The 14,635-nt window shown below is 62.9% G+C and carries 15 protein-coding genes; 7 read left to right on the top strand and 8 right to left on the bottom strand.

Going from position 1 to position 14,635, the window contains the following annotated elements; translation table 11 throughout:
• Positions 1–114: 114 nt before the first annotated feature.
• From EOA23_RS00200 to EOA23_RS00170, 7 genes are all read right to left on the bottom strand, one after another.
• Positions 115–1,614 (bottom strand): CpaF family protein, encoded by a 1,500-nt coding sequence (locus EOA23_RS00200; RefSeq protein WP_126062816.1) that lies wholly within the window; start codon positions 1,612–1,614, stop codon positions 115–117.
• A gap of 30 nt (positions 1,615–1,644) precedes the next feature.
• The gene (locus EOA23_RS00195) at positions 1,645–2,928 is read right to left on the bottom strand and encodes a CpaE family protein (protein WP_189341456.1); all 1,284 of its coding nucleotides are present in this window, start codon (positions 2,926–2,928) and stop codon (positions 1,645–1,647) included.
• Positions 2,929–2,958: 30 nt separating this feature from the next.
• Entirely contained in the window at positions 2,959–3,690 is a 732-nt protein-coding gene (locus tag EOA23_RS00190; RefSeq protein ID WP_127302472.1) for a CpaD family pilus assembly protein, read from the bottom strand.
• 14 nt (positions 3,691–3,704) lie between these two features.
• A complete protein-coding gene (locus tag EOA23_RS00185; RefSeq protein ID WP_127302471.1) occupies positions 3,705–5,231 on the bottom strand; it encodes a type II and III secretion system protein family protein in 1,527 nt (508 codons plus the stop codon).
• Positions 5,228–6,040: a Flp pilus assembly protein CpaB gene (gene cpaB / locus EOA23_RS00180; protein WP_126062820.1), complete on the bottom strand. Its 813-nt coding sequence runs from the start codon at positions 6,038–6,040 to the stop codon at positions 5,228–5,230. Before cpaB ends, EOA23_RS00185 begins: the two co-directional genes overlap by 4 nt.
• A gap of 198 nt (positions 6,041–6,238) precedes the next feature.
• Positions 6,239–6,757 (bottom strand): prepilin peptidase, encoded by a 519-nt coding sequence (locus EOA23_RS00175; protein ID WP_126062821.1) that lies wholly within the window; start codon positions 6,755–6,757, stop codon positions 6,239–6,241.
• A 145-nt stretch (positions 6,758–6,902) separates the two neighbouring features.
• Positions 6,903–7,085 carry a Flp family type IVb pilin gene (locus EOA23_RS00170; protein ID WP_127302470.1) on the bottom strand — a complete coding sequence of 61 codons (183 nt, stop codon included), beginning with the start codon at positions 7,083–7,085 and terminating at the stop codon, positions 6,903–6,905.
• Positions 7,086–7,441: 356 nt separating this feature from the next.
• Here EOA23_RS00170 and EOA23_RS00165 point away from each other — a divergent pair, with 356 nt between their 5' ends.
• The 3 genes from EOA23_RS00165 to EOA23_RS00155 all read left to right on the top strand — a co-directional run bounded on the left by EOA23_RS00165 (position 7,442) and on the right by EOA23_RS00155 (position 9,245).
• Positions 7,442–7,864, top strand: a complete 423-nt coding sequence (locus EOA23_RS00165; protein ID WP_126062823.1) for a pilus assembly protein N-terminal domain-containing protein — start codon at positions 7,442–7,444, stop codon at positions 7,862–7,864.
• A 137-nt stretch (positions 7,865–8,001) separates the two neighbouring features.
• Entirely contained in the window at positions 8,002–8,595 is a 594-nt protein-coding gene (locus EOA23_RS00160) for a TadE/TadG family type IV pilus assembly protein (protein WP_127302469.1), read from the top strand.
• Positions 8,596–8,633: 38 nt separating this feature from the next.
• On the top strand, positions 8,634–9,245 hold the full coding sequence (locus EOA23_RS00155; protein WP_127302468.1) for a TadE/TadG family type IV pilus assembly protein: 612 nt from the start codon (positions 8,634–8,636) through the stop codon (positions 9,243–9,245).
• A 4-nt stretch (positions 9,246–9,249) separates the two neighbouring features.
• Here EOA23_RS00155 and EOA23_RS00150 read toward each other — a convergent pair whose 3' ends face one another.
• A complete protein-coding gene (locus tag EOA23_RS00150; RefSeq protein WP_127302467.1) occupies positions 9,250–10,188 on the bottom strand; it encodes a PhnD/SsuA/transferrin family substrate-binding protein in 939 nt (312 codons plus the stop codon).
• A 132-nt stretch (positions 10,189–10,320) separates the two neighbouring features.
• Here EOA23_RS00150 and EOA23_RS00145 point away from each other — a divergent pair, with 132 nt between their 5' ends.
• From EOA23_RS00145 to rpsT, 4 genes are all read left to right on the top strand, one after another.
• Entirely contained in the window at positions 10,321–11,559 is a 1,239-nt protein-coding gene (locus EOA23_RS00145) for a phosphopentomutase (RefSeq protein ID WP_127302508.1), read from the top strand.
• Positions 11,552–12,442, top strand: coding sequence for a bifunctional DNA-formamidopyrimidine glycosylase/DNA-(apurinic or apyrimidinic site) lyase (gene mutM, locus EOA23_RS00140; RefSeq protein WP_127302466.1), 891 nt, complete (start codon positions 11,552–11,554; stop codon positions 12,440–12,442). Before EOA23_RS00145 ends, mutM begins: the two co-directional genes overlap by 8 nt.
• 46 nt (positions 12,443–12,488) lie before the next feature.
• Positions 12,489–13,262 (top strand): enoyl-CoA hydratase, encoded by a 774-nt coding sequence (locus tag EOA23_RS00135; RefSeq protein ID WP_126062827.1) that lies wholly within the window; start codon positions 12,489–12,491, stop codon positions 13,260–13,262.
• Between the two features lie 290 nt (positions 13,263–13,552).
• Complete coding sequence (gene rpsT, locus EOA23_RS00130) at positions 13,553–13,819, top strand: 30S ribosomal protein S20 (protein WP_040985913.1); 267 nt, start codon at positions 13,553–13,555, stop codon at positions 13,817–13,819.
• Positions 13,820–14,635: the final 816 nt, after the last annotated feature.

Here is a 14,635-nt window from a genome sequence, read left to right as displayed (position 1 = left end):
CCCTTTCGCCGTTTCAAAGAAACGGCGAACCGCCCTATTTCTTTGTTTAGACGCAATTCCGGACGGAAAACCGCTTCACACTTTTCCTGGAATTGCGTCAGACCTCCAGACAAATCAGTCAGCGCGTTTCTCCATCGCCTCGAGCGCATTGGCGAGGCGCTGCTCCTCGCCATAGTAGCGGGCGCGATCCCAGAAATGCGGGCGGCCGATGCCCGTCGACACATGCTCGCCGACCAGCCGGCCGCTCGAGTCCTCTCCCTTGATGTTATAGAGGACGAGATCCTGGGTGATGATGACGTCGCCTTCCATGCCGACCACCTCGGTGATGTGGGTGATGCGGCGCGACCCGTCGCGCAGGCGAGCGGCCTGGATGATCACGTCGATCGAGCCGACGACGATCTCGCGCACCGTGCGCTGCGGCAGCGAATAGCCGCCCATGGCGATCATCGATTCGATACGGTTGAGGCATTCGCGCGGGCTGTTCGAGTGGATCGTTCCCATCGAGCCGTCGTGACCGGTGTTCATCGCCTGCAGAAGGTCGAACACTTCCGGTCCGCGCACTTCGCCGACGATGATGCGCTCGGGCCGCATGCGCAGGCAGTTCTTGACGAGATCGCGCATGGTCACCTCGCCCTCGCCCTCGAGATTGGGCGGCCGGGTTTCCAGACGCACCACATGCGGCTGTTGCAACTGCAGTTCGGCCGAGTCCTCGCAGGTGATGACCCGCTCCTCGCGGTCGATATAGTTGGTCAGGCAGTTGAGCAGCGTCGTCTTGCCGGAGCCGGTGCCGCCCGAGATGACGACATTGCAGCGGACACGGCCTATGATCTTGAGGATTTCCGCGCCTTGCGGCGAGATGGCGCCGAACTTGACCAGCTGGTCCAGCGTCAGCTTGTCCTTCTTGAACTTGCGGATGGTGAGCGCGGTGCCGTCGATGGAGAGCGGCGGCGCGATGACGTTGACGCGCGAGCCGTCGGGCAGGCGCGCGTCGCAGATCGGGCTCGATTCATCGACACGACGGCCGACCTGGCTGACGATGCGCTGGCAGATGTTGAGCAGCTGCTGGTTGTCGCGGAAGCGGACTCCGGTCTGTTCGACCTTGCCGTTGACTTCGATGTAGACGTTCTTGAAGCCGTTGACCATGATGTCGGCTATGTCGTCGCGGGCAAGTAACGGCTCTAGCGGTCCATAGCCCAGAACGTCGTTGCAGATGTCTTCGAGCAGCTCCTCCTGCTCGGAGATCGACATCGCGAAATTCTTGATCGCGATAATGTCGTTGACGATGTCGCGGATTTCCTCGCGCGCGCTCTCGGGATCGAGCTTGGCGAGCTGCGACAGGTCGATCGTGTCGATGAGCGCGGAGAAAACCTGGCTCTTGGTGTCGTAATAGGTCTCTGAGCGCTCGCGCTGGACCCTTCTTGGCGGCTCGGGCGCCATCGGCGGCGCCTCGACTGGACGGCGAGCCGGCGGCGCGGGCGGCGCGCTGTACGCCGGCGCGGCCGGCCGCTCGGCCGTCATCGTTCCCGTCGAAGCGGGAGCGGCGGGAGCCGACGCCGGCGGACGGAATTCGGGCGTCACCCGGTTGCCGTCGTCTTTGCCTCTCTTACCAAACATGATCGACTACCCGATGCCGCTCAAACAGCGTCATTTCTTGTTGCGCGAGAGCTTGCCGAGGATCGAACCCAGGCCCGCCTTCTTCTTGGTCTTGATTTCGCTCCGTCCGGTCAGCACATGCGCTATCTCATTGATGATGGCAACGACCGGGTTCTTGGCGTCCATCTCGGTCAGCATGCGGCCGTTGTTGGCGGCATTGCCGAACAGCAGCGGTTCGAAATTGATCACCGCCATGGGCGCGATGCCGAGCGGCTCGGCGAAATCGGAAGGCGCTATTTCCGGCCGTTTCGGCACACCTGCCTGGTTGATGATCAGCTTCGGCGGCGGATCATTCGGGCGCAGCCGCTTCAGCATGTCCACCAAGTTCTTGGTGTTGCGAAGATTTGCGAGCTCGGGCGTGGCGGTGATGACGATCTCGTCGGCCTTGACCAGCGTGCTCTTCGTCCACCCGCTCCAGATGTGAGGGATATCGAGAACCAGCAGGGGCGCGCTACGCTGCGCCGTCTCGATGACCTGCGAGAACGCCTCGGCGTCGAAATCGTAGACGCGCTCCAAGGTGGAAGGGGCCGCAAGCAGGGACAGATGCTCGGCGCATTGCGCGAGCAGGCGATCGAGATAGACCTCATCGACGCGCTCGGGCGAAAACACGGCCTCTGCGATGCCCTGAGCCGGGTCCTGATCGAAGTTGATGTTGGCGGTGCCGAAGGCAAGGTCGAGATCGGCGATGACGACTTCGGATTTGAACAGCGACGACATCGCCCAGGCCGTATTGTGAGCAATGGTAGACGAGCCGACGCCGCCCTTGGCGCCGATGAAGGCGATCGAGCGGCCGATCGGCTCCGATTCCGGATCGACGAAGATCGACGACACGACGCTGACGATGTCGGACATCGAGACTGGCGCGATGACATATTCGGAAATGCCTGAACGGATGAGCTCGCGATAGAGCCCGACATCGTTGTAGTGGCCGATGACCACGACCTTGGACGACGGATCGCAATACTCCGCGAGCTGGCCGAGCTGTTCGAGCAGTTGCTTCGGCTCGCTGCGCGATTCCAGCAGGATCAGGTTCGGTGTCGGCGCGGACTGATAGAACTCGATCGCGGTCGGAACGCCGCCCATATGGACCTTGAGATGGGCCTTGGCCATCCGGCGATCCTCGGCGGCGCGCTCCACGGGGCTGGCGACGCCTTCGGTCTCGCAGAAAGCCTGGATCGAAATGCGCGGCACGGGGCGCAGCGCCTGCATGGCGGCGATGTCCTGCTGCGAAAGGTCGCCGGTTTCCGCGGGCGTGTCGTAGGCAAGATTGCTCATCGTCATGCTCTTTCCGTCGTCTTGCGCGGCTCAGTACGTCACTTCAGAATTGCCCAGGAACTCGTCGGAGATGCCTCTCGCCCGGTACACGTCGATCACTGCGCCACGGTTTTCGGCGTCGATTTCGGACTGCTTGCGCGGCCCGATCAGATCGTTGGGGTTGGCGACCTGGGCCGCGAGATTGTTCTGGTAGGAGCAGCCGAAGTCGGCATAGTGCTTGTTCTCCGACGTCTCGGTCAGGTCGTCGGGCCAACGCCCGCATTTGTCGGTCTGGGCCCGCACCGCGACGAAGGCGACACGCACCGGCGCGGACGCCTCCGGCACGGCCGACTGATAGGATGTCATGACGATGCGGTTGCGCTTGACGCCGGCCGCCATGGCGAGCCTAGCAAAATCGCGGCCGGCGGCGCGGGCGGCGACCTCGTTGGCGGAGCCGGATGGCATCGCGATCGTCAGCGCCGGCGCGGCGCTCTTGTCGTAGCCGTCAAGGAAGCCAAGCAGCGCGTCGCGCTGCTTGCCGGTCATGCCGCGATCGCCGGCGCCGACCGGCAGATCGATCTTCTGGCTCTTCTCGGCAATGACGATCGGATGCGTCGTGCGGTAGTCGTCCGGGATCGACCCGACTGTGATGCTGTCGCGATTGGCGCATCCGGCGAGCGACGCTGCAAGGGCGACCGCCAGTGCCGGGACCACCTGCCGGCCTATCCTTGCGATGCCGGATGCTGTCCGGACCGTCATGACCTTCGATGCTGACTTGGACATATCCGCATTCCCACTCATTTGTAGATGAAGCCGACGACGCCGTGGTAACGGCCGGCCGGCCTGTCGGTCTGCATGGTGCCGTAGACGCGATTGACGCGGCCGAGGAACATGCCGGCGCCGTCGCTCGGCGGGTTGAAATTGTCATCCGGCTTGGCCAGGTCGTTGCGCGCCACCGGCCGCGCCAGATAGGGCGTGATGATGATGACGAGCTCGCTTTCGTTGCGGACGAAGTCGCGGCTGCGGAAGAGCGTCCCGAGCACGGGGATCTTGGTCAGGCCGGGCAATCCGGTGACAGCCTGCCTGAGATCGTCGCGCACGAGGCCCGCGATCATCATCGAACCGCCGGAAGGCAGTTCCACCGTCGTATCGGCCAAGCGCTTGCGCAGCGACAAAGCGTTCATGCCGATGTTCCGATTGTCTGTGGATGCCGATACAGATCCTTCGGTCGTCGGTTCGGAAACCGACGTCCTCACCTTCAGGCTTATGCGACCGGGCGACAGAACAACCGGCTGGAACTCCAGCCCGATACCGTACTCGATCTTGTCGAGCGAATAGTTCTGCAGACCGGTCTGGTTGTCGGTGGACACGTTGGCGGAAACGCTCTTCACAATATTGTACTCGCCGCCGACCTTGAAGGTCGCCTTTTCCCCGGACACGGCGGTCAAAGTCGGCTCAGCCAGGGTCTTCATGACCCCCGACTGTTCCATTGCGTTGATATAGGACTGCAGCCCTGACGAGCTGATAGAGAGGCCCGCGTTCGACAGCGGTTTGCCAAGACCCATGTAAGGATCGCTGAGCGCCGCCCAGGAAATGCCGTTGCTGCCGCCGCTGGCGAGCATATTGACGCCGAGCTGTTTCATCACCGAGCGGCTGACTTCGGCGACGGTCACCTTGAGCGTCACCTGATCGTCGCCGATGATCTGCAACAGGTTGACGATCTTGGAGACCCGGCGTTCTTGGTCGGGGTTGTTGATGTCGACGCCGCCATTGACCGAGCCGCCGGCGGCGGTCTGCGAATATTGACCGGTGGTCGCTTCACCGCCCGAGACGAAGATGGTCGCGAGATCGACGGCGCGTTTGGCGTCGAGCGGCGTATCCACTGTGCCCGTCAGCACGACGTTGTCATTGAGCAGCTCGACCTTGATCTGCGAGGACGGGATGAAGCGCTTCAGATAGTCTTCCAGCCCGGCAACGTCGCGTTCGACGGCCAGATCCAGGCTGACGATCTGCTCGCCATTGGGACCGAAGACAAAGATGTTGGTCTCGCCGACCGCCTTGCCGAATAGGTAGATGCGCCGCGCCGTGCGCGTCACGGCATCAGCAACCGCCGGATTGGCGACGAGGATGTCATAGGCATCATTCGGCAGATCGATGACCACGGATTTGTTGAGGCCGAGCTTGACGCGTTGCGTGGCGACGGAAGCCGATACGCCGGCGCTCGCGGCTTTGGCTTCGACCAATCCCGAGGCGTTGGTGCCAATCAGAAGCAGGCCGATCGCCGCGGCCGCCAGGAAGGGCAGCAGTTTACTGTTTAGCCTCATTTCCTTGCTCCAACCTCGGAAACCTCGCCCGATTTGATCAGACGCACCGTTCCGCGTCGGCCATTGCCGTTGACCAGATAATCGGCTTCGTCCGCATTCTTTTCGTGGATGTCGGTGATCGGACGCAGCGCGAGCGTCAGGCGGTCCGCCATCTGCTGCGCGACGGTGATGATCTCTGCCTGTTGCGGCGTCAGCTCCAGTGTCGCGGTCTGGCCGACCCTGGTCTTCTTGCCTTCCTCATCTTCCTGGATGGTCTGGTCGATGGCCAGCACCCGGATGTTCTTGAGGATGGTCTCGGTGTTGAAGCCGCTGCCGCCGTTGCCGGTGTCGGCGCGGCGGGTCATGATGACGTCGACGAAGTCGTTGGGCAGGATGAAGCCGCCGGCGGAGGTGTCGGCCGATATCGCGGTGGCGACAGCGCGCATCCCTGAAGGCAGGATCGACGACATGAAGCTCTGCCCCTCGCCGACCAGCTTGGAGCGGCGCAGCGGCTCGCCCGTATACATGGCGACGCGCGCTACCGAGCCCTTGAGCTTTTCGACCGCGTCAGGTTCGGCGGCGCGTGTGATGAAATTGGCATTGACGCCGTCGGCCGGCCATTGTTCCCAGCTGATGTTGTTGCCGAGCTGGCTGCCCATTGCCACATCGCCGGAAAGCACCAGCACGTCCTGCAACGCGACCGCCGGCTGCGCGGGCGCATTGACAACGACCTGCGCTGGCGGCGCCACCACCATGTTCTTGGCGACATAGCCCGCGCCACCCGCCGCGACCGCAGCCACGCCCAGAATAATCAATCGGGATGCTGGCATTCGTCCGAAACCCTTCGCCTCGTGGCAAACCACCCACGCCTGGTCGGACTTTGCAGCCGCAATCGTCAAAACAAGGTTAATGTAATGCTTACGATCGTGATTAATTTAAGGTTTACTCAAATTAGATCGAACGGCCTGCCGTTAACAAAAAAAGGCGGCCAGGCCGCCTTCGGTCGCCGACATCGATGTCACCAAAACCTATGCCGTAAGCCTCTGCAGCGCCCAGACCATCAGCGGCGAATCCGGGAACGTGATCAGTCCACCGGCGCCAAGCGCGATGCCATAGGGAATGCCCACTTTCTCGTCGGCAAAGTAGCGCAGGAATCGGCTGTGGCCGGTATACGCGGCCAGCGGCGATTTCCGGTAAGCCAGGATTGCGATGGTCAGCAGTCCCCCGATGAAAGCCGACGTCACCAGATAGCCGATCAAGTTGATGTTGAGGCCCATCCAAAGAGCGGTCGCGGCCAGAAGCTTGGCGTCGCCGCCGCCCATGCCGCCGAGCGCAAAGAGGCCGAATGTCGTGGCAAGCACGAGGGCGCCGGCGGCGAAGTGCCAGCCATAGGTCGCCCAGTCCATCCCGGTGAGCGGCGCGACAAGCGCGAATGTCGCCACCAGCAATACGGGAATGCGGTTGGCGATCGTCATCGACAACGTATCGGAGATCGCAGCAAACAGCATGCAGAATGGGAAGACGACGAAGATTATGGCTTCGAGCATGAACAGGTGCCGTGAGACAATACCGCGCGCACTCTAAAGCAAGGCGCATTAACGATCGGTGAGTAGGGTGGCCGGATGCTGCAACGAACAAGGGCCGCCGCGAGGCAGCCCTTGTGTCAGAATGACTTCGCCGTCCCTCGGCTTATCACGGGCCCGACGGGGCGTTGTTGACAGCCGTGGCGATCGCAGAGAACTTGGTATTCAGCGCGGTGCCAAGCGAGGTAGCGCCGACCATGATGGCGAGCGCGATGAGAGCGGCGATCAGACCGTATTCGATGGCGGTCGCGCCGGATTCGTCCTTCACGAAACGTGCAATGAGATTAGACATGCGAGAGCTCCTACTCCACGTGTTACAGCACTTCCGTCAACTTCTCTTTGCGGTTGATCGGATGCTGCAAATCTAGGGAGAAGCCGTTTCGATCGGCTTAATAAACAGCCTTACCGATTCCTTTCCGGGCGCGAACGCACTGCGTGGTTAACCGCGGCCTAAACATTGTCAGCCGGCTCGAGGATCGAGCAAAGCGGCGCAAACCTGCGCTTGTGCAATGTTACTAAAACAGGAAGCGCCGTCGGCGCGTGGACGGGCGAGGCAAAGTCCTTAATCGCGGCCTGGTCCGGTTTAACCGTTGCTTCACCAATCTCGTTCATGTTCCGTTGAAGAATCCGCCTGCCGGGAGCTGTTCAATGAGGTTGTCGAGATCGCTGTTTCCAGTCGCCGCGCTGCTGGCGGCTGCAGCCTTGGTGATGCCGGCCAGGGCCGGCGCGGGTGTCGAAGTGACCATGAACCAGGCAAAGATCGTCAAATTGTCCCGTGCGGCCGACACCGTCGTCATCGGCAACCCGGCCATCGCCGATGCCTCGGTGCAGGACGCCTCGACCATCGTTCTCACCGGCAAAGGTTTTGGCGTCACTAATCTGGTCGTGCTCGACTCGGACGGCAGCCCGATCATCGATGAACAGGTGACCGTCGTGCGACAGGCCGCTTCCTCGGTGCGCATCTACAGGCGTGCCGAAGTCCAGACCATGTCCTGCACGCCCTATTGCGAGAGCGCCTACAAGACCGACGCCGAGAAGGCTTCCGAGACCGAAATGAGCGCTGCGCACTAAGCCCGAAGAGAGCGTCAGAGCAAGCGTTAAGGACAGCTTAAAGCCTGCCCGGCGAATTTAACGATCATCCAAACCGGACCTCAATGGGTTTTCGCTACCTTGCCGCCGGTACCGCAAGGGGATCGGCAGGAACGCAAATGAGCAAGGATGCCACATCCGGCGACGGCGTGGACAGCACGGCGCGCGGCAAACCCCGCCCCGGCTTCTTCAGCGACAGACGCGGCAGCACGGCAATGGAATTTGCGATGCTTGCCATCCCGTTCGCGCTTCTCGTCTTCGCTATTCTCGAGAGCTGCATCTCCTTTGCCGGCCAGGAGGTGATGGCCAACGTCACCGACGATGTCGCCCGCCAGTTGCGGACCGGCCAGTTGCAGAAGTCGAACGTCACCGAAGCCTCTATCAAGCAGCTGATCTGCAGCAGGCTGGAGATCATGGTGGCCAAGGACTGCCCGGGATTGCTGGTGGACCTGCGTGAATATCCGAGCTTCGCCGACGCAGCCACGGCGGGCTTCAAGATTGTGGATGGAGATATCGTGCTTACACAGGGCGCGAGCACGACAACCCCCGCCGTCTCGCCGGGATTGGCAGAGTCCATCAACATGTTGCGGGTGTTCTACAAATGGCCGGTGATGACCGATTTCCTGGCCCAGTCGATGGCAAATCTGAAGGACAAGAAAACACTGCATTTCGCTTCGGTGACCTGGCAGAACGAGCCATTCGACGACAATTGAGGCTGCTCGACGGCTAAAGCCGCGGCGTGGAGGACGATATGCATAGTGCGGGGGCACTCCGGGGGATTTCGGCAAAGGTTGAGCGGTTTTGCCGTGATCGCCGCGGCGTCGCGGCGATCGAGTTCGCGTTCATCGTGCCGGTACTGCTGATCATGTATTTCATCACGATGGAGGCCTCGCAGGCCATCGAGACCAGCAAGAAGGTCAGCCGCATCGGCAGCATGGTGGCGGATCTCGTCACGCAACAGCAGACCGTCGTGAAGGCCAACCTCGATGCAATAATGAAGATCGGCACATCGACGCTGCAGCCTTACAACCGTTCATTGCCGACGATCATCATCACAGGAATACAGATCACGGACGAAGCGACGCCGAGGGTGCAAGTCGCATGGTCGCGCAAGCTGGTGGGCACCACCTACAGCGCGGACGCGGCTGTGAATTCGATCACCACGGTGCCGGCGACGCTGACGATCCGCAACACCTTCCTGGTCCGGGTCGAGAGCGACCTCGGCTACAAACCGATCATCACCTGGTCCGCCAGCGATTCGCAGGGGCTCGGATTGACCTCGGCCTTCAACAACATATCGATGAGCGAGACCTACTACCTGCGGCCTCGCCGAAGCCCGACCATCCCCTGCAGCGACTGCTGACAGGCTACTCCTGTCCTGCCGTTTCCCGCCGCACGATCGCCTCGGCCATCGCATAATCCTTCTGCGAGACCGGCACGAAGCCGCCGGTATGCGCCCTCTCCAGAAGGTCGTACACATCGGGCGTCTGCGATTTGAGATTGGTCAGGAAGACGGTCAGCCGTCGTTTCGCCTCTGGATCGAGATCGCTGCGGACTGCATGCGGCCCGTAGCGCAACAGGTCGGAGGTCCATAACACCCTAAGCGACGCCCCAGGGATGCCGGCAGCCTCCAGCCGCTCGACCGTGCCGCCGGAATGGGCGGCTTGGCCGTCGGCATCGGCCGGCTCCCAGCCGAACAGGCCATCCGCGTCGCCGCCGCCCAACATCGTCTCGGCCGCCGTGGCCGAGACAGCGCGTGCCAGGAACGGCGAATCCTGCGCAATCTTGACCCCTGCGGCGGAAAGGGCCGCCAGCGGCAGCAGCGCGCCGCCGACATTGTCGGCCGGCGCAATCGCGATCCGATGCGAAGCCATGGCGGCAAGATCCTGAAGCCTGCCGTCGCGCGTCACCAGGACGGAGCGGATGCCGACGGCGCCGTCGGCGTCGACCGGCGCCACCAGTGGCTCGACACAGCCGCAGCGCTCCGAGGCCGTGGCATAGGCAAGCGCCGAATAGACCGCGTATTGCACGCGACCGCTCGCCTGCGCCTCGATCAGCGCCGCGTAGTCACGCGCAACGACGAACTCGACCTTCATGCCGAGCGCGTTGGCATAGGCTTCCGTCAGACGCGCAAGCCCAGGGACGGTGTTGCCGCCGCCCGGCTCGGCAACGATGCCGATGCGGAACGTGCCGATGTCGTCACGCCAGTCGGCGTGTGCCGGCCATGCGGCGGCGCCGGACGCCAAGAGAGCGGCCGCGCACATTTTCACGGCCTGCCTTGCCGCGGTCTTGCCGCGCCTCGCCATGCTTGCTTTGCTCCCGCGATATCCACGCCTCGTCGCAACTATGGCGCGAAGCGGTTGCGGTTTGGTTTCCGATTTGCCAACGCCGCCGCGGAACCCTATGTCTGGCAGCCAGGACTGACAACAATGACACCCATGGCGCGCGCGTTCCTGTTCGTTCTCGATTCTTTCGGCATCGGCGGCGCGGCCGACGCCGAACGCTATGGCGATGCCGGCGCCGACACGTTCGGACATATCTTCAAGGCCTGCGCCGAAGGCCGCGCCGACCGGGAAGGTCTACGCAAAGGACCGCTCGCCGTGCCCAACATGATGTCGCTCGGGCTTGGCCTGGCGGCACGGACGGCAACCGGACTGCAGCTCGACGCCGACACGCCGCTGATCGCCTCGGCCTTCCACGGCGCCGCCCAGGAGGTGTCAAGCGGCAAGGACACGCCGTCGGGCCATTGGGAGATCGCAGGACTGCCCGTGCGCTTCGACTGGGGCTATTTTCCCGACACGGTGCCTGCCTTCCCGGCCGAGCTGACCGACGCGATCATCCGCGAAGGCAAGGTGCCGGGTATCCTCGGCAATTGCCATGCGCCGGGAACCGAGATCATCGAGCGGCTCGGCGAAGAGCATATCCGCACCGGCAGACCGATCTGTTACACGTCGGTGGACTCCGTGTTGCAGATCGCCGCGCATGAAACGCATTTCGGCCTGGAGCGGCTTTATGAGCTTTGCCTGACGGTGCGCCGGCTCGTCGATCGCTTGAAGATCGGCCGCGTGATCGCGCGGCCTTTCGTGGGCGAGACGCCCGCCACGTTCCAGCGCACCCACAACCGCCGCGACTATGCGGTGCCGCCGCCTGAGCCGACCCTGCTCGACCGGCTGACGGAGCGCGGCAGCAAGGTCATCGCGGTCGGCAAGATCGGCGACATCTTCGCTCATCGCGGCATCTCGCAGGTGCGCAAGGCAGGCGGCAACATGGCGATGTTCGACAAGGCGCTCGGCGCCATGGACGATGCCGGCGAAGGCGACCTGGTCTTCGCCAATTTCGTCGACTTCGACACCGAGTTCGGCCACCGGCGCGATGTCGCCGGCTATGCCGCCGCGCTCGAGGCCTTCGACCGCCGGCTGCCCGAGGCGCTGTCGCGCATCAGGCCGGGCGACCTTCTCATCCTCACCGCCGATCACGGCAACGACCCGACCTGGCGCGGCACCGACCATACGCGTGAGCGCGTCCCGGTGATCGGCATCGGGCCGGGGCTGAAGGGCGGCGACATCGGACTCAGGCCAACCTTCGCCGATATCGGCGAAACCGTCGCGGATCACCTTGGCCTGGCAGCCGGACGCCATGGAACATCATTCCTCGCAACGATAGGCGTCCATGCCTGAACTGCCTGAAGTCGAAACCGTCCGGCGCGGACTGCAGCCGGTCCTGGAAGGGGCGCGGCTGGTCAAGGTCGAAGCGCGCAGGCCCGACCTTCGCTTTCCTTTTCCCGAGCGCTTTTCGGAGCGGCTGACAGGCAAGACCGTGACGGCGCTTGGCCGGCGCGCCAAATATCTGACGATGCATGTCGAAGATGGTCCGGTGCTGATCTGCCACCTCGGCATGTCGGGGTCATTCCGGTTCGAAACCGCCGGGAGCAGCGGGGTTCCCGGCTCCTTCCATCACGAGCGCTCGAAGATCGCCGCGCACGACCACGTCGTGTTCGACGTCACCTCGCCGATGGGCGTGCGGTCCAGCATCATCTTCAACGACCCGCGCCGCTTCGGCTTCATGCTGTTTGCCGAAGGCTCGCCGGACACGCATCCGATGCTGGCGGGACTCGGCATCGAGCCAACCGGCAACGCGCTCGACGGCCCCCTGCTCGCCTCGCTGCTGAAGGATCGCAGATCGCCGCTCAAGGCGGCGCTGCTCGACCAGCGCCTGATCGCCGGGCTCGGCAATATATATGTCTCGGAAGCACTGTGGCGCGCCGGGCTCTCGCCGCTGCGCGAAGCCGGCACCATCGCTGGCTCGGCCAAGAAGGCGAAAGGACAAAGCGAACGCCTCGCCGAGGCGATCCGCTCGGTCATCGCCGATGCGATCGCCGCCGGCGGCTCATCGCTGCGCGACTATGTCCAGGCCGACGGATCGCTCGGCTATTTCCAGCACTCCTTCGCCGTCTACGATCGCGAAGGAGAGCCATGCCAGAAGCCGGGCTGCCGTGGCCACGTCGAACGCATTGTGCAGAGCGGCCGCTCGACCTTCTATTGCCGGACCTGTCAGCGGTAAGCTAGGAACGGTATCGATCATCCCACCCCCGCGGAGGAAGCGAACCATGACCTATGAAACCATTCTCGTGGAGATACGCGGCAAGGTCGGGTTGATCACGCTGAACCGGCCCAAGGCGCTCAATGCTCTGAATTCGCAGGTGCTTGCGGAGGTGGTTGCGGCGGCGAGCGCGTTCGATGCCGATCCCGCCATCGGCGCGATGGTGCTTACGGGCTCGGAAAAGGCGTTCGCCGCCGGCGCCGACATCAAGGAAATGCAGGCGATGTCCTTCGCCGACGCCTACACGCAGGATTTCTTCGTCGGCTGGGAGGAATTCACGCGCACGCGCAAGCCCGTCATCGCGGCGGTCGCGGGCTACGCGCTCGGCGGCGGCTGCGAGCTGGCCATGATGTGCGACTTCATCATCGCCGGCGACAACGCCAAATTCGGCCAGCCCGAGATCACCCTCGGCGTCATGCCGGGCATGGGCGGCTCGCAGCGGCTGACCCGATTCGTCGGCAAGTCCAAGGCGATGGACATGTGCCTGACCGGGCGGATGATGGACGCGGCCGAGGCCGAGAGGAGCGGGCTGGTGTCGCGGGTGGTCCCGGTCGCCGAGCTGCTCGACGAAACGCTGAAGGCGGCGGCGAAGATCGCCGAGTTCTCACTGCCGTCGGTGATGATGACAAAGGAGGCCGTCAACCGCGCTTACGAGACGACGTTGGCCGAGGGGCTGCGCTTCGAGCGCCGTCTTTTCCACTCGCTGTTTGCGCTCGACGACCAGAAAGAAGGCATGGCCGCCTTCGTCGAGAAGCGGAAGCCGAACTTCACCAACCGCTAAAGCATGTCTCCCGAAAGTGGGAACCGGTTTCGGGATAAAGACATGCGTAAAACCAAAGACCTAAAGCGCATGGAGCGAATCTGAAAGATCGCGACGCGCTTTGGCGCTTCGCCCAGGTGGCCGCGATTTTGCGGGACATGACGTCGAGGCCCAAAAAGACCGCGAAGCGGCGTTGACGAGGCGGAAAAGCTGAACTATAAGCCGCACCAACCGAGGCGGCCCGTGGCTGCCCGTTCGTTTTTTGCGCCCTGCGACAACGCTGGCGTTCACCAGATCAGAAGAGAGGCATCATGGCCAATACTTCCTCGGCCAAAAAGGCTACGCGCAAGATCGCCCGCCGCGCTGCGGTCAACAAGAACCGCCGCTCGCGCGTCCGCACCTATGTCCGCAAGGTCGAAGAGGCGCTGGCCGCCGGCGACAAGGCCGCTGCGGTGGAAGCCTTCAAGGCTGCTGAACCGGAATTGATGCGCGCCGCCACCAAGGGCGTCGTCCACAAGAACACGGCTTCCCGCAAGGTTTCGCGACTGGCTCAGCGGGTCAAGACGCTGTCGGCCTGACCGACTCAATCCTCGATCCGTCGATTTGGAACCCGGCCGCACAGGCCGGGTTTTTTCGTTTGCCGGCAAGTACTTAAAAAGTTCGCCCGCAAGCTGCACTTGTGAGGCGATTCAAATGCCGGTATTGTTTTGCCGGCATATACAGCGCCGCTTATATCTGCGCGCCTCCGCCGCGGCACCTGCCCAAATTCCCCTGTCAGAAATTCCTCATTCTTTTCAGGTACTTACAGACGGTCATCCACAGCTTGTTCAACGCACGGCCGGACCGCGGGGGAGAAGTAGCTGTCAAGAGAATTATTTCAGAATATTTCGTTTCGGGCGGTCTTTTTCATATTCGCCGGAAAAGGGTTTGAATCACAATGGCTTTGTCAAAACGTGCCGTCGCAGCACCCGAATTCAAGTCCCGTTCGGTAACCAGATTCGTTAAAAAACCGTTAGATGTGGCCTTGCCCTATCCACAGCGATTTCGGTAATGTCCATCCATCGAAGGGACGGGCACTAAGCCCCTGACCCAGCCTGAATCGGCCAGCACAAAATGGCAGAATTCATGACGTGGAGCAATTCCGCGCGTGGCTTGGTTTGTCTCTTCGGTGCGGTAGGGGACTGGCGTAATTGTACATTGGCGGTCGATGTCTCGCCGGCGTTTTCGCCGGAGGGTGGCGTATTGCCTTGTCTTTGTCGGAAGCCGGCGTGCGGAGCCGGCGGCTGGTCCCTTGCGCGAGTTGCGATGACCGTTTGCCGGCGGCGGCAGCGGCAGCGCGGCGAATGAGGTCGCCGGACCAAGGATGCAGGAGGCGCATCCCCGGCGGGAAAAGG

It is taken from the genome of Mesorhizobium sp. M2A.F.Ca.ET.042.01.1.1, from assembly GCF_003997405.1.
Classification (GTDB): domain Bacteria; phylum Pseudomonadota; class Alphaproteobacteria; order Rhizobiales; family Rhizobiaceae; genus Mesorhizobium.
The sequence above is the reverse complement of the archived record's forward strand: the minus strand, read 5'-3'. Positions and strand labels throughout refer to the sequence as shown.